At 42.5% G+C, this 24,522-nt stretch carries 18 protein-coding genes; 11 read left to right on the top strand and 7 right to left on the bottom strand.

Annotated elements, in window-relative coordinates; translation table 11 throughout:
- Positions 1–36: 36 nt before the first annotated feature.
- The 7 genes from GGQ60_RS12085 (at position 37) to GGQ60_RS12115 (ending at position 4,805) form a co-directional block, all read left to right on the top strand.
- Positions 37–585 carry an RNA polymerase sigma factor gene (locus GGQ60_RS12085; RefSeq protein ID WP_183764227.1) on the top strand — a complete coding sequence of 183 codons (549 nt, stop codon included), beginning with the start codon at positions 37–39 and terminating at the stop codon, positions 583–585.
- Positions 582–1,028 (top strand): anti-sigma factor, encoded by a 447-nt coding sequence (locus GGQ60_RS12090; RefSeq protein ID WP_183764230.1) that lies wholly within the window; start codon positions 582–584, stop codon positions 1,026–1,028. Before GGQ60_RS12085 ends, GGQ60_RS12090 begins: the two co-directional genes overlap by 4 nt.
- A 47-nt stretch (positions 1,029–1,075) precedes the next feature.
- Complete coding sequence (locus GGQ60_RS12095) at positions 1,076–1,513, top strand: hypothetical protein (protein WP_183764233.1); 438 nt, start codon at positions 1,076–1,078, stop codon at positions 1,511–1,513.
- A gap of 48 nt (positions 1,514–1,561) precedes the next feature.
- Positions 1,562–2,050 (top strand): nuclear transport factor 2 family protein, encoded by a 489-nt coding sequence (locus GGQ60_RS12100; RefSeq protein ID WP_183764236.1) that lies wholly within the window; start codon positions 1,562–1,564, stop codon positions 2,048–2,050.
- Positions 2,051–2,065: 15 nt separating this feature from the next.
- Positions 2,066–3,232, top strand: a complete 1,167-nt coding sequence (locus GGQ60_RS12105; RefSeq protein WP_183764239.1) for a serine hydrolase domain-containing protein — start codon at positions 2,066–2,068, stop codon at positions 3,230–3,232.
- Between the two features lie 932 nt (positions 3,233–4,164).
- Positions 4,165–4,380: a TIGR04139 family peptide modification target gene (locus tag GGQ60_RS12110; RefSeq protein ID WP_183764242.1), complete on the top strand. Its 216-nt coding sequence runs from the start codon at positions 4,165–4,167 to the stop codon at positions 4,378–4,380.
- Between the two features lie 233 nt (positions 4,381–4,613).
- Positions 4,614–4,805, top strand: coding sequence for a hypothetical protein (locus tag GGQ60_RS12115; protein ID WP_183764245.1), 192 nt, complete (start codon positions 4,614–4,616; stop codon positions 4,803–4,805).
- A 508-nt stretch (positions 4,806–5,313) separates the two neighbouring features.
- Here the strand turns inward: GGQ60_RS12115 and GGQ60_RS12120 are convergent.
- From GGQ60_RS12120 to GGQ60_RS12135, 4 genes are all read right to left on the bottom strand, one after another.
- Entirely contained in the window at positions 5,314–6,027 is a 714-nt protein-coding gene (locus GGQ60_RS12120; RefSeq protein ID WP_183764248.1) for a hypothetical protein, read from the bottom strand.
- Positions 6,028–6,101: 74 nt separating this feature from the next.
- A complete protein-coding gene (gene mgtA, locus GGQ60_RS12125) occupies positions 6,102–8,804 on the bottom strand; it encodes a magnesium-translocating P-type ATPase (RefSeq protein ID WP_221235934.1) in 2,703 nt (900 codons plus the stop codon).
- A gap of 512 nt (positions 8,805–9,316) precedes the next feature.
- Positions 9,317–10,684: a HAMP domain-containing sensor histidine kinase gene (locus GGQ60_RS12130; RefSeq protein ID WP_183764254.1), complete on the bottom strand. Its 1,368-nt coding sequence runs from the start codon at positions 10,682–10,684 to the stop codon at positions 9,317–9,319.
- Positions 10,668–11,357: a response regulator transcription factor gene (locus GGQ60_RS12135; protein WP_183764257.1), complete on the bottom strand. Its 690-nt coding sequence runs from the start codon at positions 11,355–11,357 to the stop codon at positions 10,668–10,670. Before GGQ60_RS12135 ends, GGQ60_RS12130 begins: the two co-directional genes overlap by 17 nt.
- 328 nt (positions 11,358–11,685) lie before the next feature.
- Between GGQ60_RS12135 and GGQ60_RS12140 the strand changes: the two genes are divergently transcribed.
- Both GGQ60_RS12140 and GGQ60_RS12145 read left to right on the top strand, forming a co-directional pair.
- Positions 11,686–12,234, top strand: coding sequence for a DUF6934 family protein (locus tag GGQ60_RS12140; RefSeq protein WP_183764260.1), 549 nt, complete (start codon positions 11,686–11,688; stop codon positions 12,232–12,234).
- A gap of 51 nt (positions 12,235–12,285) precedes the next feature.
- Positions 12,286–12,462 carry a hypothetical protein gene (locus tag GGQ60_RS12145; RefSeq protein WP_183764263.1) on the top strand — a complete coding sequence of 59 codons (177 nt, stop codon included), beginning with the start codon at positions 12,286–12,288 and terminating at the stop codon, positions 12,460–12,462.
- Between the two features lie 136 nt (positions 12,463–12,598).
- On the opposite strand, the gene GGQ60_RS22895 is transcribed toward GGQ60_RS12145, so the two are convergent.
- Positions 12,599–12,778 carry a hypothetical protein gene (locus GGQ60_RS22895; protein ID WP_221235935.1) on the bottom strand — a complete coding sequence of 60 codons (180 nt, stop codon included), beginning with the start codon at positions 12,776–12,778 and terminating at the stop codon, positions 12,599–12,601.
- Positions 12,779–13,011: 233 nt separating this feature from the next.
- Here GGQ60_RS22895 and GGQ60_RS12150 point away from each other — a divergent pair, with 233 nt between their 5' ends.
- Positions 13,012–14,412 carry an MFS transporter gene (locus GGQ60_RS12150; RefSeq protein WP_183764266.1) on the top strand — a complete coding sequence of 467 codons (1,401 nt, stop codon included), beginning with the start codon at positions 13,012–13,014 and terminating at the stop codon, positions 14,410–14,412.
- A gap of 273 nt (positions 14,413–14,685) precedes the next feature.
- Here the strand turns inward: GGQ60_RS12150 and GGQ60_RS12155 are convergent, their stop codons facing one another.
- Together GGQ60_RS12155 and GGQ60_RS12160 are read right to left on the bottom strand one after the other, a co-directional pair.
- A complete protein-coding gene (locus GGQ60_RS12155; RefSeq protein WP_183764269.1) occupies positions 14,686–15,960 on the bottom strand; it encodes a PepSY-associated TM helix domain-containing protein in 1,275 nt (424 codons plus the stop codon).
- Positions 15,961–15,988: 28 nt separating this feature from the next.
- Positions 15,989–18,478, bottom strand: coding sequence for a TonB-dependent receptor (locus tag GGQ60_RS12160; protein WP_183764272.1), 2,490 nt, complete (start codon positions 18,476–18,478; stop codon positions 15,989–15,991).
- Positions 18,479–19,148: 670 nt separating this feature from the next.
- Here GGQ60_RS12160 and GGQ60_RS12165 point away from each other — a divergent pair.
- The coding region (locus GGQ60_RS12165; protein ID WP_183764275.1) for an MBG domain-containing protein at positions 19,149–24,522 on the top strand (5,374 nt) is incomplete at its 3' end.

Here is a 24,522-nt window from a genome sequence, read left to right on the forward strand (position 1 = left end):
GCTATTCTTTCCGACAGGGATGTGGTCAAAAAGATCATGGACGGGGATCGGCATGCTGCAACCTTACTGGTTCGCCGTACCGAGAAGCTGGTCGCACAAATTGTATTTAAAATGCTGGGCAATCATCCGGACAGAAAGGACCTTACGCAGGATATTTACCTGAAAACTTTCAGGTACCTGCCCCGGTTCCGTTTTCAATGCAAGCTGTCTACCTGGGTCGCGCAGATCAGTTACACTACCTGTCTGGATCATTTGCAAAAATACAGACTGGAACTGATAACCATTTCTACTGGTGATGAACTTTCATTAGGCAACACTTGCTCTCAGGAGATCTCAGGAGATATACCAGATGCCAGCCAGCTGCTCTCTATAAAAGAAAGGTCGGAGATTCTGGAAAAGCTCAGTACTACATTACCACCGGTCTACCGTACGCTCATTACTTTATTTCACAAGGAAGAACTGAGCGTCGAAGAGATCAGGGACATCACCGGGCTCCCTGTTGGAACGGTCAAAAACTACTTGTTCCGGGCAAGAAAAGTGTTGAAGGAAAGTTTACTCAATCATTATTCAAAGGAGGATTTATGAACCAGGTACATTTAAATGAAGAACAGCTCCAAGACTATGCCATCACAGGCATCACAGATCCCTCCGTTGTGCAACACCTCACGGGTTGTGCCCGTTGTCAGGTACAGGTCAAGGCTTACCAAACATTATATAGCTATATCCGGGAAGCGAAGACCCCCATATTGGATTTCAAAGCAGAAGAACTCATTCCAGACCGTTTGCCTGCGATTAATAAGGAGGACAGCAAAGAGGCTTGGTATCTTTATGGATTCCTGTTCGGGGCTATTGGGCTGCTCACCGCTGGAGCTGTAGTATTTTGGGGTTCGATCCGCTGGATCTTTACAGGCATAGTGCCTTGGGCCATTATCATTGGCTTTGTGTTGTTTTCCGGTCTGTTGATGGTGCAATTGATGGAACTTTACAATACCTACCGTAAAAAACTCAGAGCCCTGAATATGGAGTGACTGCAACCTGATAATAATATAATCTTCTCATCTTTAAAAGTGATCAAATGAAAAAAATAATATTCCTCAGTTCCCTGAATATTCAGCAGATGCCGGGACACACTGAGGGCAGTGGTTTCACCCTCGCCGATGGTATGTATATTCCCGATGTATTTATCCGTACCATTATCGTCATCCTGCTCTTTTATGTAGCGACAAGCTTTTTATTGACACTGATCCGCATGCTGCTAAACCATCGCCTTAAAAGCAAGATGATCCTTATGGGGATCACCAGTGATGAAGCAGAGAAAATGTTGAAGATCGGTGCGGAAAACAAAAATCATGCGGTCAAGTGGTTCCTTCTCTTGTTTAGCGCGGGTATTGGCTTTGCGGTGATCAGCAGTTTCCCTTTCGGTTGGCTGTCGGTTGCAGTGGTTGCCTTTAGTTTATCGCTGGGTTATGCGGGTTATTATATTTATCTGAAAAAAAGAAAAGATACACTATAAGCCTTGTAACCTTTGGGTTACCGGGTTTGTCTAATTAAAAAAAATGATATGAAATCTTTAATTACCTGTATTGGGTTGGTCGTAATGACTGTTGCATTTGCATTACCGGTTGCCGCGCAGCAGCAAGGCAATGTGGTTCAAAAAACTGATCCACTATATCAAAAAGTAGCGGAACTGGATAGTGCTATGTTCTCCGCCTACAATAAACGTAACCTGGAGGGATTAATGAACTTCTTTTCTCCCGACCTGGAATTTTACGACGACCGGAGCGGCCTGACAGATTATGCGCATAACCAGGCCGCGTTTAAAAAGAATTTTACCGATCCGGTCCATTCCTCAAGACGAGAGCTGGTCAAAAGCAGCCTGGAAGTTTACCGTTTAGGTAGTTTTGGCGCATTAGCTATTGGTGTACACAAGTTTTACGGGACATTTAATGGCAAGGAAGAACTGGAAGCTACTGCAAAGTTTACCGAGGTTTGGGAGAACAAGAACGGCAAATGGCAGGTGAAGCGTGAAATGAGTTATGACCACCGGTAAATCGTCAATAGCCTTATGAACAGCCCGATCAATCCTTATCCGTTTAAAAAGCGACGCATAAACAGATACCTTAGTTTTATATTCCTGATCCCGGTCTTTTGCCTGAATAATCTGGAATGTGCCGGGCAGAGCCGGGCAGTAGCATCAGATAACCCACTTATTTCCCGGCTGGATTCGCTGGTCGATAAAAGCGTTCAGCGGTATTTTCAGGATAAAAGAGCGGTGGGACTTTCCATAGCCCTGGTGCAAAACGGCAAACCGCATTTTTATAATTACGGGGAGACAAAGGCCGGCAACGGGCAATGTCCCGATAACAGGACTATCTATGAGATCGGGTCCATGACCAAATCCTTTACCGGGATTATCCTTGCCCGAGCCATACTGGATAAAAAGATCAAACTGGAAGATGATATCAGGAAATATCTTAAAGGTTCTTATCCCAATTTAAGCTATAAGGGTACATCCATACGTATTAAGGACCTGGCCAATCATACCTCAAGGATCACGAGGATATTTCCCAATATGTGGGAACGCCCCAGCTATGATTCACTTAATCCCCTGTCCAATTACTCCAGGAAGCTCTTGTACGAAGGTTTGCACCAAATGAAGGTGGATACGCTTCCCGGCAAAATTTATTCTTACTCTAATATGGCGGTTGCTTTACTGGGTACGATACTGGAAGACGCTTACGGGCAGGACTACTTTTCGCTGGTGTCAAAAAACATCCTGAAACCTTACCAGATGACGAATACCCGGATCGACATCGCATCACTGCCGCCCGGCCGTATCGCATGGCCGCACAACACACAAAGGCAACCGGTGCCGCTTTGGGATTTGGGAGAAGTACCCGCGATGGGCGCTTTAAGATCCACTACTGCTGATCTGGTCAATTATATCAAGGCCAACAACGCCGAAACAGACCCGGCCATTAAACTTTCCCATCAACGAACTTTCGGTACTGACCAAGAGGGAATGGCGCTTAACTGGTTTATCCACCGCAGCCCAAATGGTTATCGCATATTGGAGCATAGCGGCGGTACGGGCGGTTCCCGCAGTTCACTGGATTGTTTCCCGCAGTTGAACTCAGGTTTGGTGATCCTTACCAACAGCTTGGCTAACCGGAATGACCTGGAAAAAGAACTGGTCGCTATGTTGTCGGAACAGCAAAAAGGTTCAGAATAGCTATTCATTAATCCTGATCTAACCAGCCACCCAAATATCCTTACTAGATACGTTTTGATTGAAAAATCTCTAGTAGTGAACTTTTAAAGGTCACTACTAGAGATAAAACAGATTGAAATAAATGCATGCGAAAAAAACACACTAAGAAGCCAAACTCGTAGCTGGAAGTTGTGGATCAATCTCCATCATTTTCCCTCTCATGTTCGCCAGGCGGGTCAAATCGTACATAAAATCGGTCGACAAGAGTAGGTCTTTCCACCCTTAACAGGGCAAAAGATTTTTAATAGTCTTTTGCCCTTTTTTATTGCTTTCTAATTCATTGTTTATCAGGTAGATATGTTCTGTGATTTCGTTGACTAAAAGTGTTCGGTATCGGTCTCCATTGTATTCCATTTTTTCGGGGAAAAGGCAACTGATCAGATACCTTTTGCCTTCGACGCTTGAATTTTCATCAAATAGATCAAGGTTGGTTAAATTCTTGATGGCTCTTTTAGCTATTGCTCTGATATTTGGCATTGATTGGAGACCAAAAGATTCGGGCTTAAAATTTATGAGGCTGATGATTATTATTTTATTCGTAAGATGTATCACTTCAGGGCATACGGCAGATTCCATTCCGAACTTTACATCCCACTTTAGCATCTCTTCTCGATGTTGCAGAATCTTTCAGCAAATTTATGGGTACACGTTACGAATATTTATTGAAAACCAGCAAATATTAAGCGTGCCTTGTATTACTACCTGTTTATGTTCAGCTTTAAAATAAATTATAGTGGTAGTGCTAGCAAATTAAATTTATACCGCTGTAGTTAGCTATTTGTATTAATATTTTTTTAGCGCTGTAACTGATGTTTTTATAAATAGCGAATAACCAAAACCTAAACGCCAGGGTAAGTTGGCGCTTATTAATCAAATATTAAATTTAAAAGAAAATGATTAAGTTAAAAGCGATGCAAAAAAGCTTGTCTTCATTGGAAAACAAGAAGCTAAATTTCGAAAGTTCCAAAGCTGTATTTGGTGGTTTAGCTGGGGGACCTAAGTATATCGTGTCTAACCTTCGAGATGAAAACGGATGTCAATTGGTAGATTACTATTATGATGGCAAATGGTATGCTAGATTTAGCGATTGTAACAACGAATATTGCTAATAATCAATTCAGGGAATTTTATCAGCGGTGGAGATTCGTAATATGATCTCATATTAGCTAAGGAACATGCTGTTTCGAAAGGCCTTAACTTGCAAAAGTTGGGGCTTTTCTTTTTCAGGAATTTTCAAATCGTTGGAAGCTGTTATCAAATCACATTCTACAATACTACTATGATGAGTGATTCCGTGGCGAAATACATAATGCTCTTTAAGAGGGGGATATTCGTTCAAATAATGAAAAATAAATTATTTTTAATATCAATGTTATTAATTCTGATAGCAGACTCTTTATTTTCACAAGATATGAAGAAACAAAAAGCGATCAAAATTAGCAGACTAGAGTTTGAAGAAATGATGATGAAGCATAATGGTAATGGTAAGGAGGTAAGTAGAAAAGACCTTTCCCCAATTCGTAAATATTATTAATTAGGAGATGATATGCTTATAACTGAAAATTTAATTGAAAAAAAATATATTCTTATTTATAGACGTCATGACTATTATCAGGAAATAGAAAAAATTACCAAATGCATAGCGGAAAGACCAGATTACCGCTTTAAACTTAATTATACTAATCTTTTTAAAAGTGGAAAAAACAATCTCTATTTTATATAATTATTCCTTGGTTTTTTTCGAAAAACCACCTATTTCAATCAATTCGTCCACAAAATGGTTGGAATTACGCACCGTTACTGATCCAAAGCCCTTAAAGATATCTTAAAGGGCTTTTTTTGTTTTTACGCAATTTAAAATCTTTGTTTAACGATAGAGGCCGATTTATGGTTAGCACTCTATATGGACACCCTGGCCGGTGCCGAATGGTTAAAAAACTCAATCTTTGATTATAACATTTTGTTGGTGAATGATTTAACAGTATATGTCTTAGTCTTTTTTGGTTCGGAGGCAAATTGGGGCGTTCTGGGAAAAGATAGAGCTAATTCAGGTTGACGCCAAATAATAGGCCGAACCAGGGGCTTCCATGATAAATCCAATTCGTGTTGTTCTTGTCAAGAAGATAATCAACGCCTACAGCAAATCCCAGGTTAAATTTCTTGGCATCATAAATGCCAGCAAAGCCGCCGTTGATTACAAATCCATCATATTCGTAATCAAGCTGTTGTTTGGTTACAAAAGGGTTCATGGTTACTGCACCCAAGCCTATAAAGCCACCGTATCCGTAACCAACACCGCTAACCTTAAACTTCTTAGAGCCTCTAGGCTTTGCAGAACTGATGCGATAGCTGTCCCTTCTGCGACCCAGATAAATGGCGGCACTAAAATTTGGATTCAGCTGCTGTGGAAATCCCTTTACCGGTGGACGGATCTTAAATGGTATGGTCAATACATCCACATCAAAAGTATATCGATAGATCTTTAAGTTTTTTATGGATGACATTTTTATTTCCAAGGAACTTAACTTTTGAGAAACAGGTTTGAGTCTAACTATGCCATTGGTTTCCTCAACTTCGACCTTAATGTGTTTTTGTGAGGGAAGCTGTTTTGCTACGCTGTCTAGCAGAGTATATTCCTTCGCGGAAACAGTATAAACATCTGTAGGTATCTCAGTTACAGTTTGTACGCTTTTACAGCTACAAAAATATATACCAGCCACTAACATGGCCAGCATGTAATGAAATTCTTTTCTCATCCAATTTTCTTTATGTAATATTTAATGCCCGAAATAATTACCTGTAAACGATTAAATGCAAAAGCTGCATACTATTAAAGCCACTGGTTAAATCTTTTAATGAACCATGTTTTAATCAATTGAGTAAGTCCACAATAACCTGCCAGAATACCAATTAGCCACGGAAAGTAACTCAGTGGCAAAGGTTGTAGCTTTAATGCACCGGCAATTGGAGAAAAAGGTATAAATATTCCAATGAACATGATCAATGAGGTAAGTGCAACAACGGGAGTTGCCGCCCAACTCTGGATGAAGGGTATTTTTCTTGTTCTGATCATATGCACGATCAAGGTCTGGGAGAGTAGTCCCTCTATGAACCAGGCACTCTGGAAAAGGCTCTGATGTCCGGGCATATTGGCCTTGAATACGAACCACATCACTGCGAAGGTAGCATAGTCAAATATGGAACTGATTGGCCCAATGAACAGCATGAACTTGCTGATGCCACCCGCATCCCATTTTTGTGGCCTTTCAATAAAATTTTCGTCCATGCTGTCCCATGGAATGGAGGTCTGGGAAATATCGTACAACAGGTTCTGTACCAACAGCTGGATTGGTAACATAGGTAAAAATGGTAAAAAGGCACTTGCACCAAGCATACTGAACATATTTCCAAAGTTGCTGCTGGCTGTCATTTTGATATATTTGATGATGTTGCCAAAAGTTCTTCTTCCATAGATCACCCCTTTGCGTAAAACCACCAGGTCTTTTTCCAACAGGATAATGTCTGCGCTCTCTTTGGCTATGTCTACAGCGGTGTCGACAGAGATACCTACATCTGCGTCCCTAAGAGCAGCTGCATCATTGATGCCATCTCCCATAAAACCAACCGTATGCCCTTTTGACTGCAAAAGCTTAACAATCCTCGACTTTTGTATTGGACTTAGCTTTGCCATGATATTAGTTTCATCCAACCTTTTTATTAACTGTTCGTTGTTTAATAATTCAATTTCCTTACCGAGCAGGATATGGTTTACCGGAATGCCTACATCGCGGCATATTTTTTTAGTTACGATTTCATTATCACCAGTAAGTACCTTAATGTTTACGCCTAGCTTCTGTAATCCTTCAATTGCAGGTTTGGCAGAGGGCTTAGCTGGATCCAGAAACCCAATAAAACCCGTAAGCACCATATTGGTTTCGTCGGAAACGGAATAGGTAAGCGGTCTTTTATCAGCTTCCTTAATGGCTACCAACAGTACACGAAGACCTTCCTCATTTAGTTTTCTAGATGTGTCAAGCACAATCTTACGCATGGCATTGTCCATTGGGACAATTTTATCATTTTCAATATGAAGTTGCTTATTCTCTCCTGGATCAAAGGCGTGAGAACAATGATCGAGCATTTCTTCTACTGCCCCTTTACAGATCAGCAGGTGTTTTCCGTTTTTCTCTTCCAGGATGACGCTCATCCTTCTCCTTTGGAAATCAAACGGGATTTCATCAATTTTAGAAAAATGTTCATCTGCATTGATGCAGCTATGGATTTCTGCATGTTCTAATACCGCAACATCCAATAGGTTTTTTAATCCGGTCTGGTGAAAACTGTTCAGGTATGCCCACTTCATCACCTCATCATCCTCATTGCCAAAAACGTTCAGGTGCCGTTCCAGTACGATTTTGTCCATGGTCAATGTACCGGTTTTATCCGTACAGAGAACATCCATGGCTCCAATGTTCTGGATGGCATTCAAACGTTTAACAATCACTTTTCGCTTGCTCATGTTCTTAGCTCCCTTGGCCAGGTTAGCAGTTACGATCATTGGTAGCATTTCGGGAGTAAGTCCAACGGCTATCGAAATTCCGAACAGCAGCGCTTCAAACCAATCACCTTTAGTCAGTCCGTTTATCAGAAATACGAGCGGCACCATCACGACCATAAATCTGATCAATAGCCAGCTCACCCTATTGATACCCTTATCAAAACTTGTTTCGGCCCGTTTTCCCGTAATTGCCTTGCCAATGGTGCCAAAATAGGTGGCATTTCCAGTATTGACTACAATGGCCATTCCCGTACCGCTGACTACGTTTGTTCCCATAAAGCAAATGTTATCGAGTTCAAGAGGGGAGGTGTTTTTGACATTACCTAGTTGCGCTGCTCTTTTTTCAAGCGGAAGTGATTCGCCGGTAAGCATCGATTGGCTCACGAACAGATCTTTACACTGCATCAACCTGCAATCGGCGGGGATCATGTCTCCCGCACTCAAAAAAATAATATCGCCTGGAACAAGTTCTGTGATGTTGATTTCCGCTTTCTCCATGCCCTTACGGAGTACGGTTGCGGTAGTCTTTACCATACTCTTTAGCGATTCTGCCGCCCTGTTGCTGCTGTATTCCTGCCAAAAGCGTAAAATCGAACTGAGCATGACCATTACCCCAACTACGATCACCGTCTTATAACTGCGATCATTAGGGGCCGCAATTAGCACATCGATGATGAATGAAACGACAGCAAGTATGATCAGCACCCCAATGAATGGATTTAAAAAAGCCTGAAATAGCTGAATATACCAAGCCGGTGCTTTTTCGTGGGCAATTTCATTAAAGCCGAATTTTTTCCTTCTGGCGGTTACCTCGCTTCGTGACAGGCCACCTTCGCTACTTTCGAGTATGGCATAGATGAATTGATATCCTTCTTCGGCAACCCTTAGTAAGCGGGTTGAGGACTGTTTATCCAGGTTCCTTTCAGCTGTTGTTTTTTTTTGCATGGTTCTGTTGATGTTAGCCAGTATTCTCATCAGAATTAATATTGAATAGTGAATTTATTTTTAGTGGTGATGAATCGTTCACGAGTATATTTATTACCCGTCATGAACGGTATGCTTATGATAGCTTCTTATTTCTGTGATTTATATTAAATCTTTATACTGTAATTGTATGATGAGCTGTTTTGTTAGCCCAGAGAAACAGGTTATGCCCTTTAAGGCAGAAGCGTTGACCTTATTTTTAGCCACTGGATATTTTTTAGGGATTAAAAAAGATATTATGCTTGGATGTCGTTTTTGGGCCGCCAATAGCTGATATTCCACTTGTTTTCTTTTTGGCATAATGATAAGATAAAGTCCCAACGCCTCAGGGTCGCCTAAAAGAGACTTGCCTGGTTTAGCTGGGTTGTTAAAACTGAAGTATTATTTCAGGATCAATGTCCGTTTCGATTTTTTTAAGTGCGACAAAAGTAGGGTATACAAAAAAAGCCTTCCGTTAGGGAAGGCTTAGAAATTCATTAGAATTTGATTAGAATAGCATTGAACTAAACGTGAGGAATTTCAACGGTGAAAGTACTTCCTTCAGCAGTTTTTGATTGTAAGGTGATTGTTCCGCTATGAAGTTCCACAATCTTATTAGTCAGTGAAAGGCCGATCCCATTTCCTGAGGCAAAACCATGGTTGGTTCCACGGTAAAAGGCGGTAAAAATATGTGGGAAATCTTTTTCATCAATGCCAATGCCCTGGTCTTGAAAACGCAGAATGGTTTTGTCGCTGAAATAGTTGATGGCAACTGTAATTTCCTCTGCTTTTGAGAATTTACAACCGTTTTCCATTAGATTGATAAAAGCGAGTTTTAAAAGGTATTCATTACCCATAACTGAGATGAAATCGTCATCCTCTATTTCAGTTTCGAAGATAATATTGATTTTATAGCCAGGCTGTACATGCAGTAAATCACTACGGGCGTCGAGGATCAGCTCATCTATTCGAAGTTCCCTGAATGCGATTTCGGTAAGGTCATAATTAGCCTTAGCTAGATCTAATAGGCTGTTGGATAAACGGACCAACTTTTGGGCATCAGTTATTGCGTGGACAATCGATTCTTTATAAGCTTCGGTACTGCGATCCTTTTCTAACGTGAGCTGTAATTCGGCCAACATGGCTGTAAGTGGGGTCCTGAGTTCATGGGATATATTAGAGACGACTTCTTTCTGTGCGTCAAATGATTTTTCCAGCCTGTTAAGCATGGCGTTAAAGGTAATGGCTAGCTCAGCTATCTCATCTTTGCCATTACCTTCCCTGATTCTTAAATCCAGATTGGTAGCGGTAATTTCTTCAACTTCATCAATCAGGTCAGAGACAGGTTTAAGGGCCTTATTTGCAAGAAACAGACCGCTTAGGTAGATCAGTATAATCGTGAACAGAAATGCAATGATCAAGGTGTACTTCAGGTTCGCTAGTTTGGCATAGCCCAGCTGATCATTAGCGGCAGCAGTCAGTACATAGTTTCCTGTCTTGTGCCTGTATAAAATACCCACGACCTGCATTTTGCCCTGATAGAATTCAATGTGTTGCTTTTTAACGATTTCATCAATCATCCGGGGAGTCTCTTTTACCTTATCGATATCAACCGCATCATGGTATTTCAGATGGAATGAGGTGTCGTAGATGGCCACTTCTTCTTCATAGAGTGCATTTTGGGAATTCCTGTAGATCAGCTGTAGTACTGAAGGAGAAATCTTTGCATCCAAGAGCAATTTGGCCTTGGTAATGGCAATATTATTCAGTTGTTTGTAATATTCTTCCTTCCTGTTCTTATTATAAGAGAGGTAAATAACAAGTGCAAAAACGAGGAAAATTGCAGCAACAATACCAGTAAACAGCAAGGTTAGCTTATTGCGGATTTTCATATTTAAATATAAAGCCCAGGCCAGGTTTAGTATGTATGAGCTTGTAGGTAAAGTCCTTGTCGATTTTCTTTCTCAAGTAGTTGATGTAGACATCGATAAAATTGGTTCCGGTATCGAAATGGGTATCCCATACCTTTTCTGCAATCTCTGTTCTGGTCAGCAACTTTTCTTTGTTCTGGATCATGTATTCCAATAACTTAAGCTCTTTTGGAGTCAGGTTGATTTCTTTACCGGAACGGGTTACAGTTTTGGTATCATTGTTCAATTGAAGATCTCCATATATAGTGATAGGCTCTTTAGATTTCAATTCAAGTGAATTCCTTTTCAATAGTGCCCGAATTCTGACATATAATTCTCTCAGATCGAAAGGTTTAACCATATAATCGTCTGCACCTGCATCAAAACCCTCTACTTTATCATCTGTTGTACCTAATGCGGTAAGCATAATAATCGGAACAGTTGGACATTTGGTTTTTATTTCCTTGCATAGTTCAATCCCGCTAACTTTAGGGAGAATTATGTCGGTAATGATTAAATCATATTTATTTGAAAATACTAATCTTTTTCCAAATTCTCCGTCATAGGCCAAGGTAACAGTAAATCCCTGCTCTTCTAATCCTTTTTGAAGCAGGCCAGCAACTCTCTGTTCGTCTTCGATAACCAATATATGCATATCACCTTTTTTATCAAAGTTATAATTTTTTTATCCATCAACTTTATTGCCACTGGATTTAACCCTGTTAAGTATATTACAGAATAAATATTCTTTCAAAATTTTAGAAAAACCGCCTAATTTCAATCCATTCATCAATGGCATGGTTTGAAATTACAGACTTTTTTAGTTTTGGATAATTTGCATTTTTGAATAGAACAAATGACGCCTGATTTTTTGTTTAGGGTTTATTGCTGCGACAGCTGAATTAGCATAGAGATTTCACTTATTGAGTCTTTTTCAAATGATTGATAATTTATAGATTTTCTCATAATTCGTATATTCGAAAATGGTAAGATTAGATCTGCAAAATATTTATGATGTAAATGCTGTAAATGATAATGGAAATGAATTAATTGCGGAATTTGATGCTCCACAGACAAATGGAGGCCTTATACATATACATGTTAAGCTTTCTTTGCATCCAGATCCCTTCTTATCGAAGGTTTATAATCTCTGTTTAGGTCCGGTTGATGAAACTGGATCGATAGATGATAAGATAAGACTCAAGCACCAGGATGTCAGCAAAGTTTTATCGACTGCTATTTTTGTCGCCTATTATTTTTTGAATGATAGACAGGATAGCGTTATTGGTTTAGATGGCTCGGATGATATTCGTGCAAACCTATACCATAGCATGTTCATACTAAATAGGGAATTAATGTCAGATTTTTTTGTTTGTGTTGGGGTAGATTGGTATGTGAAACTATTAAGAAACAAAATCGATGTCGAAAGAGATGATCAAGGAAATCCACTCTTTAAACCTATTATTGAGCCATTTGATTACTTAAGGGATAGAAAACAATTATATGGATATTATATGTTTTCATTAAAATAAATTTTAATTGTTGTAAAATTTATTTATTATATTTGTAATATGAATCCACGTATGCAACAACAGCTAGAACATTTTAAGAAAGTAACTAGCCACCAAAAAGCGTCTGGAGAAAAAAGACGCACAAGCAATAATTCCTATGAAGATAGTCTTTCAAAAGCTATTCGAACAGAAGAAGATGGTAAAAGATTTATGGCTAATTTAAAAAGCGTTTTAGAAAAGTCAAAATAATTCAAAAGAAGATAAAATAGAAAAAAGCAACTTTTATACAAGTTGCTTTTTTCTATTTTAAATGGATTTAAAAGTATTCCCTAATGGCTTCTTGATCAATAGTTAGTAGATTTAAATTAAATGACTTCATTTTTTATTAATTTTTCTCCAAAATTTTAGGAAAACCACCTAATTTCAATCCATTCATCAATGGCATGGTTTGAATTAGGTCGCTAATGACCCTTAACAGGGCAAGAGATTTTAAGCAGTCTTTTGCTTTTTTATTACCTATTAATTTATTGTTAATCAGATAAATACGGCTGAATGCGTCTGCCATTTGGGCGGTTCGATCTTGAAGGTTTTTCTAAATCGAATTTTTCGGGGAAATCCCATTACGGAGCTTAAGAATAGTTTCTACTTTTGATAAAAAATCGGGTTTCGACAGGCGGCTATTGCTTATATTTATCTATTGAATGCCATTTAAGATATAGCCGTGTATAAGATGAATGTGGAAACCAGCAGACAAGGAAAGTTTGCCCTGTTTCATCAGTACAGGCCCAAAATTTAGCTATGCCAGAAAATTTACAACTGAAAAATATAGAAGCTACAAGGCGCGTATTGCCCATGATCCTGGCTACGGCCATTTTTATGCAGATGCTCGATTCGACCATACTTAATACATCGCTGCCGGCCATTGCAAAGGATCTCCATCAATCTCCGTTGAATATGCAAAATGCCATTATTGGTTATGTATTAACACTGGCTGTTTTTATGCCGGTGAGTGGTTTCCTCTCCGATAAATTTGGTACGAAGAAAGTATTTATCCTGTCGTTAATACTTTTCAGTGCGGGATCACTTTTTTGTTCGCTCTCCGGAAATTTGACCCAACTGGTAATTTCAAGGATAATACAGGGCGTAGGTGGAAGTTTGATGACACCAGTTGGAAAATTAGCACTGGTTAAGAGTTTTCCGAAGAAAGATCTATTGAAAGCCATGAATTTTGCAATTATACCTGCGCTCATTGGCCCTGTTTTAGGTCCACTTGTGGGGGGATATATGGTAGATTACCTGTCGTGGCACTGGATATTTTTGATCAATATACCGATGGGCGTTTTGGGGATTGTGCTCAGCTTGCGGTATATGCCTGATTACCGGTCTGCGGTGATTGATTTTGATTTACGGGGATTTTTAATTTTTGCTGCTGCATCATTGTTTCTCTCCATTTCGCTCGAACTCTTCGGAAATGTTGTTTATACCACACCTGCCCTGGCTATTTTATCACTTGGGGTGTTAATGCTTTATTTTTATTACCGGCATGCTGTAACAGACAATAACCCTATTTTCCCGTTGAATTTATTTAAGGTAAGAACATTCAGGGTAGGTATACTTGGTAACCTTGCCACCCGGCTGGGCATCAGTGCGATACCTTTATTGTTGCCCATGATGATCCAGATCGCTTACGGGCAATCTGCAGTCGTTTCGGGCTGGATTATTGCACCCATGGCACTCACGGCTATTATTGCGAAATCGCAGGTTATAAAAATTCTGAACAGGTTTGGTTACAGAACAACGTTGATGGCCAATACTTTTATAATCGGGAGCCTGATCTGCACGATGGCTATCCCTGCAATAGGTGCCTCTATTTATTATTATGTACCGATCATTGTGGTGATGGGGTTTTTTAATTCCATTCAGTTTACGGCCATGAACACCATTTCAATTGCTGATCTGCGTGAGTATCATACCAGTAGCGGTAATTCGCTGATATCTGTAAACCAGCAACTTGCGATTGGGTTTGGCGTTGCTTTCGGGCTGATTGTCCTGAAGTTATTTCGCGGGGATGTGAAACTCATACATGATGATATCCACAATGCGTTCAGGTACACCTTTCTTGTTGTGGGTGTTTTGACCATACTATCTGGCCTTGTATTTAGGCGGTTACATTTTAAAGATGGCGAGAATTTAAAATAATTGCAATGAGATCATTTGGCCCGGCTTTCCATTTTGTGGTTAACGGATGAAGCTACCCAAAAGACCTCAGTGATCTATTAAATTACCTACCGGTTAAAGTTACCAAACGGGCAAAGAGCTACTTTCAAACTACAGTACTTTTAGGAATTGCTTATCAGTTTAAGCCTTACTGTTTATTGCAATACCGGCCATCTTCTAACCGAAGGCTTCTTTCTATTTCAAAAAGTTTGTTTAATATAGCAAAGCCCCGGCTTTGGATCCGGGGCTTTGCCTTTATATTTCTACGAGTAATTGTTCTGCCGGTTCCGGCAAGGTCTTGGCAGGCTGCTTCGCCAAAATCTTTGCCGGTTTCTTTTTCTTAAATTTCCGGCCATACCATACCAGGAATCCGGTAATCGGCAGGCTGGCGCCAATAAGTGAGGCCAGGAAGGCCAGTACCTTGCCCGGAAAGCCCAAAATACTGCCAACATGGATATCGTAATTCATCTTTCGCAATTTCTGCCCAAAAGAAGCTTGTGCATAGGCTACAGAATAGGCATCCTGTCGTTTTAACTCCTGCAGGGTATGCTGGTCAAACGTGTAACCCTGGCTATTGTAAAACTGCCCTTTATTTGGGTATACGGTAATGTTGATGGCGGCCTTGGCATCAGCCGTATCGGCAAAACTGTAATAAAAACCCATCGATTCAGGGTGGCGGGCAATAACCCGGTTCCAGGCCACATCCATCGCTTTTTCCGGGGTATAGCCCGTTCCTTTCAGCGTAGAGTCTGAGTCCAGCCGTTTGTATGCTGCCAGCTTTTCGCCGCCTGATGTCACCCAGTATATGCCCTCACTATACCATTTAATACCATATACCATTCCGGTAAGGGCGATGGCCAGCAGGAACAATAAAGCATAAAAACCGAGTACGTTGTGCAGGTCGAGATTTACCCGTTTAAAAGAGGCGCCCCATTTGATCTTAAAACTCTTATCACGAGTGGATTGATTCCATTTTTTTGGATACCACCAGATGAGCCCGGTAATCAGTAAAACAACGAAAATCAGGGTGCCGTAGTTAACTATTGGCCGCCCTATTTGGGCAGGCATCCAGAGAAAACGGTGTCCGTTTAAAATAAACCTGAAGAAATCTGATTCGCCCGGTTGGTGCACTTCAGTACTGATCACCTCGCCCGTATAGGGATTTACTTTGAGGATGGTATTTCCCGTACGACGATCCCTCGGGGCGGCATTGGCGGCCCGTAAATTTAAATTAATAGCCCTGCCTTGCTGGTAATTGGCGTACGATGGCACTTTCTCCGGGTAAAGCTTAGCGGCAATGCGCATTAACTCGGAGGGTTTAACCACGGGCTTATCCTGCCAGGCTACTTTGGTGTTAGGCTCCAGCAGCCCGGTAATTTCTTCATTAAATACCCAGATGCACCCGGTGAGGCATACGATGAGTACAATGACGCCGGATATCAAACCTAACCACAAGTGCAACCAATTGTTGATGCGCTTAAAAAGTGTGTCTTTTTGCTTTTTCTTTCCTTGATTTCGGGTTTTGGTCATGGTGCCTGTTTTTATTGATCGGGTGTGATTATTTAAACCGGTAAGTAATGCTCAATCGTGCGTTGCGTGGAACCTCATAGATATAGGTATAGTACGAAACGGATGTTGCCGTTTCTGTTGCCAGTTTGGTATACGAGCCCTGGGTAAGCAGCCTGCGATCTAACAGGTTATTCACTACAGCGGCAATGGTTATTTTACCTTTTTCGTAAGAAACGCCTGCATCAAAACGGTAATAAGCTGGTAACATCAATGGAACAGTGGTAGATCCGGCATAACGGTCCAATTGGATCTGGTAGCCCGCACTCAGCCCAAAACCGTTCAACAAAGCCCCTTGCTTTTGGTAGCGGTAAGATAACCAGCCGTTGGTAATGTGCTTCGCAGAGTTAGGGGTATGCCTGCCCACCAGTTCTGGTTTAGCATCTTCACTTACCGTGGCATCGGTTAGCGCATAATTTAATACAACGTTTAAGCCGCGGGTAATTTCCCCGTTGATATCCAGTTCAATACCTTTTGACGTGATGCCTCCCAATTGGATCTGGGCATTGGGATTTAGCGCCAGGTGCGCCGGATCGAGGTCGGCAGTTAACACATTTTTCTTCTTGATGCGGAAGGCAGCAGCGGTTACGTTCCATTTACCGTCAAAAAAATCCTTTTTAAGGCCCAGTTCGATGTTGTTACCGCGGATCGGCTTGAAAGGGTTTCCGGCATAGTCCTGGCCGGCAACAGGCAGGAAGCTCTGGTCATACAGGGTATAGGCACTGAAATCTTTCGCCAGGGTTACACTCAAACCGGCCCTTGGGCTAAAAACATTGTCAGATAGCTGCGTAAGGTTGGTTTTGCCCACGGTTACGGCATGTGTAAAACGGCCGGCCAGGGTTAAACGAACCCGTCCGTCCAGCATGCGGAGCTCATCCTGCAGGTAGGCACCGGTATAGGTGAGGTTAGTGGCATATACATTTGATCCTGAACGGTTCTGAATGCTGCGCGAACGATCGAAGTAAGGGATATTGGTAAAAGGAATGCCGTAAACAGGGTTATAAATGTTAAATGTAGCGTTGTTTGCCAATTGCAGATCGGGCTGTTGTACGCTTGAAAAATCGCCCCATGTTTTCAGGTTGCCCATATCAAGGCCGGCCAAAATGCGGTGCACAACAGGCCCGGTAGTCAGGTCGCCCATCAGGCTCATTTGGATATTTTTATTGATGGCCAGTTCTTCACTGATGTTCAGGTAGCGGCGCATATCGCCATTTGGTGCGATTTTCGATGGCCACGGGGTACCTCCATCTAAACCATAACGCAAATAGGCTGCCTGGGCATTTATCTTCCAGTCATTATTTAAACGGTGGCTCACATAAACGGTGGCATTGTGGTCATAAAGCTTTGCAGGGTCGAGCGCCGGATCGCCAAGAAAGAAACTGGGGTCTGTATCGCCAAATCCTTTCGGTGAAAAGCCGTATGAACCCAGTGCCTGGGCTTCTACATGCTGGGTCGTATATTCTGCCGTGATTAAGGTATTGCTATCCACCTGGTAGCTAATTACGGGAGCAATAATGTATTTATCGGTGTAATTGTATTTGTTGTAACTGTCTTTGGTTTGTGCAGCTAGGTTCAGGCGGAACAATAACCGGCCATCGCGACTTAATTTACCATCCAAATCAGCAGCGACACGGCCCAGGTTATAACCTCCACCGGCTACACTTACCGAACTGCGGTTTTGACCGGTAGGTTTCTTGGTTACCACGTTATAAATACCACCGGGTTCGCCATTGGCCATCATAAAACCAGAAGGACCTTTTACGAATTCAATGCGATCGATAGTTGCGGCATCGTCAGCTAATGGGCCCCAGGGCATTTTTTGATTCATGCCGTTCCGGAAAGCCGGAATACTGGTTCCACGCATAAAAATGTTGGCATATTGGGCATCCCAATGGCCTACGCGCAAGCTACCGCTCACATTCCTGGTTACCCCGTCAACAATATCAAATACCTGCTGGTCTGCCAGTATTTTGCTGGTTAAGACCTGGATGTTCTGTGGTACTTCGATCAGGGGAGATTGTAACCGCAAGGAAGGTGATACTTTATCCACTTTATATCTTTTTTTATTCGTGCTGATCTGTACTTCGTCTAATTCGGAACGGTTTTCTTTCAAAGAAAAATCAGCAATCACGGTGCCGCGCGACGATACATGTATCTGCTTTTCTTTCGGGTAAAGGCCAACCGCCGAAACGACCAGGGTATAATCACCAACCGGAACACGCCTGATCTGGTAAAATCCATCTTCGTCAGTTACCGAACCATAGCGAGTGCCTTTTAAAACTACACTTACATTAGCGGCCACGCTACCGTCGGCAGTGGTGATCCTTCCACGCACTACACCAGTTTGCTCATCGTTGCGGTTTTGAACAAGACTATCTGCAGGATTGGTACAATATCCTGTCAGCGAAGTACCAGAACTGGCATGCGCTGCAAATATTCCGGTGCAGCACACACCAAAGAATAAAATTTTCTTAAATTGCATTTACTTTTAATTAGATGTTAAAGGTATCCGGGCTTAAACCCGGTAATGCCACACGGAGTTCCAGTCTGTTGTGGCATTTTTTTTGCAAAGGTATGTTTATTTAGAATAAATCCAAATAAAATATGATATACAGACCTAAATCGTTTCAGCTGCATATACGCTCTACTATACTTGGTACCATTTCTAGAGCGTGAGGGTAAAAGCCGACCAAATACCTTTGGCAATTTTTAGCATTAATTTTAGATGAGCTGTGAATGTAAAAAATTGGTGATATAATGTGGCTCTTATTGTTTTGTAGTGCGTTAGATTATTATTTTTCCCATCTTTGTGAGATAATTAATCATCTCATATTCTAACCGATATGCGCTCTTATTTGCTTTATCCTTTCTCTGGGATCTTAGCTGGTATTGATGGCTTTCTATGCTATTTACCAGGACAGAACAGGTATGTTCAGATCACCAAACTTTTAAAATTCCGGGGATGCACACTTTTGTGCCAGCTGTCAGCTCGATTTTTAACCAGGAACCTGGTAGTTTCAAGACGAACGGCCAGAATCAGTCCGACGTGAGACAACACAATCCAATTATTTTTTTATACGCTGCGTCAAACAGGACTGCATCCGGTTTGCGGTAACAGGCGCCATCTTTTGCACCTTTCTTATTCTAAATAAATGAAAAAACGCTACTATTTATTAATGCTTTTTTTGGTCTTCACGGTAACGCTGCATGCGCAGAGTACAACCGAGACCTTTGAAACGGAATCCCATGGTTCAACCAGCTTTACCGACAATGGGGTTGTTTTCAATATCGTCTCCCATGTGGGTATCTTCGATATCCAGGGAAATTATCCTGGTACCGGATGGAGCGGAACGGCTAACGACAACCGGTATATCGATAATTCAGGTACCGGGGCAGTGGCTAGCTCTGCCTCTTTTAGTATAAAGACAACTTCCAATCTTTTTAAGGTAAACCGTTTCTGGATATTTTTATCCAATACTTCGCTTCAGCAAAATGTTTTGGGTACCCTTACGGTAACCGGCAAGCTCAGCGGAGTGACCAAGTTTACCCAGACCAAGACAACAGGTTTTGCAACCTCGTTGGGCACTACCAACGGCTACACACTCATCGATCTGACCAATCTTAACGGTCAGAATTATTCCAATATCATTATTGATGAAATGCAGGTTACTCTAGGTGGAGCTTATGTTTATGCGGGTTTGGACGCATTTAACTGGGTAAAGGTTACCACATCGCAAACTGCGGCACCGGTAATCGTTACTCCTGCCAATGGGAGTGTTGTGGCTACTACCACTCCGACCTATAGCGGTACCGCTGATGCAAATGCTACAGTTAAGGTTTATGTGGATGGCTCAGCACTAAGCACTACTGCTACAGCAGCTGCGGGTGGTGCCTGGTCGCTCGCACAGCCAACTACCCTTGGGCAGGGCCCCCATACGGTTTACGCTACTGCACAGGTTAGCGGGAACAGCGTTAGCCCGAATAGTAATACTAATACCTTTACCATAGATACGACCAGTCCGACGGTGGTTGTTACCAGTAGCGCAGGAGGATCGGGCGGGTCGACCCCGAATTCGCCGATCCCGTTCACGGTAACATTTTCGGAGCCGGTAACAAATTTTGTGGCAGGTGATATCACTGCGGGTAACGCAACGATCAATGGTTTTTCAGGAAGCGGTGATACGTACACTTTCAATGCAGTACCTGCTGCAAGCGGAACAGTAACCATCAATATTGCTGCCAATGCCGCACAGGATTTAGCGGGCAACGGCAATGCTGCATCTGCCCAGTTCCAGATCAATTATACACCTGTAGTATCAGGTCCTACCATTACAGGGCTAAGCTCGACTGCAGCAAATGCTACCTATGGAGTGGGCAATACACTGGACCTGACCATAGATTTTTCTAATCCGGTAACGGTAACCGGTACGCCACAGCTGACTTTGGAGACAGGAAGTATTGACCGGGTTGTTAATTACATTTCAGGTTCCGGATCCGGTACGCTTGTTTTTAGTTATACTGTTCAGGCCGGGGATGTTTCTGCTGATTTGGATTATGCAGGAACGACCGCACTTAACCTTAATGGTGGAACGATTAAGGATGGCTCAGGTAACAACGCAATATTGACCCTGCCAGCTCCAGGGGCTGCGGGCTCACTGGGTGCAAATAAGAATATCATAATTGATGGTATATTACCAACAGTAAGCAGCGTGAATTCTGCTAACGCTAATGGTACTTATAAGTTAGGCGATGTCATCGCTGTTACGGTCAATTTTTCAGAGCCCGTTAGTGTAACAGGCACCCCGCAACTCGTCCTGGAAACCGGGGTTGTTGACCGGACTGTGAGTTACAGTTCAGGTTCCGGAACCAGCGCTTTGACTTTCAATTATACCGTCCAGGCAGGAGATATCTCTTCAGATCTGGATTATTCCACTACAGGTGCTCTTTCACTTAACGGGGGAACAATCAGGGATGTGGCCGGAAACAATACGGTATTAACCCTTGCCACTCCCGGAGCCGCAGGCTCTCTGGGCGCAAACAAGAACATTGTAGTTGATGGCATTGCGCCGGTGGTGAGCAATGTAAATGCTTCTACTGCTAACGGCTTGTATAAGATAGGTGATGTAATTTCAATAACTGCTACTTTTTCTGAACCCGTTACGGTTACAGGTACTCCTCAGCTATCCTTGGAGACCGGAGCCATTGACAGGCTTGCTGCTTATTCCTCAGGTTCTGGCACAAATAGTTTAACCTTTAATTATACCGTTCAGCCCGGCGATTTATCTGCTGACCTGGATTATGCAGGGACGGCCGCTCTTGCCCTGAATGGGGGAACGATAAAAGATGCAGCGGGCAACAATGCTCCGCTAACCCTGGCATCGCCTGGCGCTGCGGGTTCGCTGGGTGCAAATAAGGCTATTATAATTGACGGGGTTTTACCGACTGTAACGATCACCTCAACCGCCAGCGGATCAACGGGTATTTCTCCGATCCCTTTTACGATAACGTTTTCTGAGCCTGTTACTGGTTTTTCGCTGACTGGAATCACGGCCACCAATGCAACACTGGGCAATTTTGCAGGAAGTGGTACAACTTATACATTTAATGCTATTCCTGTTGCAAATGGTACCGTAACGATCAATGTTCCTGCTAACCAGGCTTCTGATCCAGCTGGAAATGGAAACGCTGCAGCAACGCAATTTTCCATTAGCTATGTGGAATCAAAACTAATCACAGCTTCAGCGGCAAACTTTCCATCAGCTTTAAATACAGTCTATGGAACCGCATCTACCTCGACCAGTATTACCCTTTTCGGGTCTGGCTTATCGGCTGGCATTGTGGCTACGCCATCGTCAACTGCTAATTTTGAGGTAAGTGCGAATAATATTACCTACGGCAATACTGCTACCATTGGTACCTCAGGTACAGTATCAGGTACACTTTATGTACGTTTGAAAGCAACGGCTGCAGCCAATACCAATATTTCAGGCAGCGTGACCCTTTCCAGCCCGGGTGCGAATAGTCCTGTAATAACCATACCTGCAAGTGCTGTTGACAAAGCAACCTTAACTTATGAGGCAGATGTTAAATCAAAAATATATGGAGATGCTGTACCTGCCCTTACCGGAACCGTTACAGGCTTTGTAAACGGTGAAAATATTGGAACTGCGACCACGGGAACACTTAGTTTTACCACTGCGGCTACCATCAGTAGTGCAGTGGGTTCATTTGCTGTAAACGGAACCGGTTTAACCGCAGTTAACTATAATTTTCTGCAGGCGACGGGTAACCAGACGGCTTTAACCATTACAAAAAGGCCGGTTACTGTAACGCCCAATACCGGCCAATCTAAAATTTACGGCAACGCTGATCCGGCTTTAAGCTATACAATTGGGGGCTCAGGCCTGTATGCTACAGATGGGTTAACAGGATTGTTAAGCCGCGCGGTTGGAGAAAGTGTGGGTTCTTATGCTATTACACAAGGTACACTTGCCGCAAGCAGTAATTACTTGCTTACTTTTACACCAGGTAAAACATTTGACATCGTACCCAAAACGATTACGGTAACCGCAGCAGCAAAAAGTAAAACTTACGGCGATGCTGATCCTGCGCTGACTTATACATTTGCCCCGGCATTGGTAACGGGTGATAGTTTCATCGGCATATTGACCAGAACCGTTGGCGAAAACGTAGGTACTTATCCGATCAACCAGGGTACGTTAGCTCTGAATGCGAACTATACCTTAACTTATGTGGGTGCAGATTTAACCATCGATAAGAAAACGGTAACCGTAACCGCAGCAGCGAAAAGTAAAACTTACGGCGATGCTGATCCGGCACTGACTTATACTTTTGCCCCGGCATTGGTAACGGGTGATACTTTTACAGGAAGCCTGACCAGAGCTGTTGGCGAAAACATAGGTACTTATCCGATCAACCAGGGTACGCTGGCTTTAAACAGCAACTATACCTTAACTTATGTAGCTGCAGATTTAACCATTGGCAAGAAAACAGTAACCGTAACCGCGGCAGCGAAAAGTAAAACTTATGGCGATGCTGATCCTGTGCTGACTTATACTTTTGCCCCGGCATTGGTAACAGGTGATACTTTTACAGGAAGCCTGACCAGAGCCGTTGGCGAAAACATAGGTACTTATCCGATCAACCAGGGTACGTTAGTGCTGAATGCGAACTATACCTTAACTTATGTGGCTGCAGATTTAACCATTGGCAAGAAAACAGTAACCGTAACTGCTGCTGCGAAAAGTAAAACTTATGGCGATGCTGATCCGGCACTGACTTATACATTTGCCCCGGCACTGGTAGCTGGTGATACTTTTACAGGAAGCCTGACAAGAGTACCTGGCGAAAACGTAGATACTTATCCGATCAACCAGGGTACGTTAGCGCTGAATGCGAACTATACCTTAACTTATGTAGGTGCAGATTTAACCATTGGCAAGAAAACGGTAACCGTAACCGCAGCAGCGAAAAGTAAAACTTACGGCGATGCTGATCCTGCGCTGACTTATACTTTTGCCCCAGCATTGGTAACGGGTGATACTTTTACAGGAAGCCTGACCAGAGCTGTTGGCGAAAACATAGGTACTTATCCGATCAACCAGGGTACGCTGGCTTTAAACAGCAACTATACCTTAACTTATGTAGGTGCAGATTTAACCATTGGCAAGAAAACAGTAACCGTAACCGCGGCAGCGAAAAGTAAAACTTATGGCGATGCTGATCCTGCGCTGACTTATACTTTTGCCCCGGCATTGGTAACAGGTGATACTTTTACAGGAAGCCTGACCAGAGCCGTTGGCGAAAACATAGGTACTTATTCGATCAACCAGGGTACGTTAGTGCTGAATGCGAACTATACCTTAACTTATGTGGGTGCAGATTTAACCATTGGCAAGAAAACAGTAACCGTAACTGCTGCTGCGAAAAGCAAAACCTATGGCGATGCTGATCCGGCACTGACTTATACATTTGCCCCGGCACTGGTAACGGGTGATAGCTTCACCGGCACATTGACCAGAACCGTTGGTGAAAACGTAGGCACTTATCCAATCAACCAGGGTACGTTAGCGCTGAATGCGAACTATACCTTAACTTATGTGGGTGCAGATTTAACCATTGGCAAGAAAACAGTAACGGTAACCGCAGCAGCGAAAAGCAAGACCTATGGCGATGCTGATCCTGCGCTAACTTATACTTTTGCCCCGGCACTGGTAACGGGTGATACTTTCACAGGTGCATTGACCAGAACCGTTGGCGAAAACGTAGGTACTTATCCGATCAACCAGGGTACGCTGGCTTTAAACAGCAACTATACCTTAACTTACGTGGGTGCAGATTTAACCATTGGCAAGAAAACGGTAACCGTAACGGCGGCAGCGAAAAGCAAAACCTATGGCGATGCTGATCCTGCGCTAACTTATACATTTGCCCCGGCATTGGTAACGGGTGATAGTTTCACCGGTGCATTGACCAGAGCCGTTGGTGAAAACGTAGGTACTTATC

Origin of the sequence: Pedobacter zeae, from assembly GCF_014196715.1 — a bacterium.
GTDB lineage: Bacteria > Bacteroidota > Bacteroidia > Sphingobacteriales > Sphingobacteriaceae > Pedobacter > Pedobacter zeae.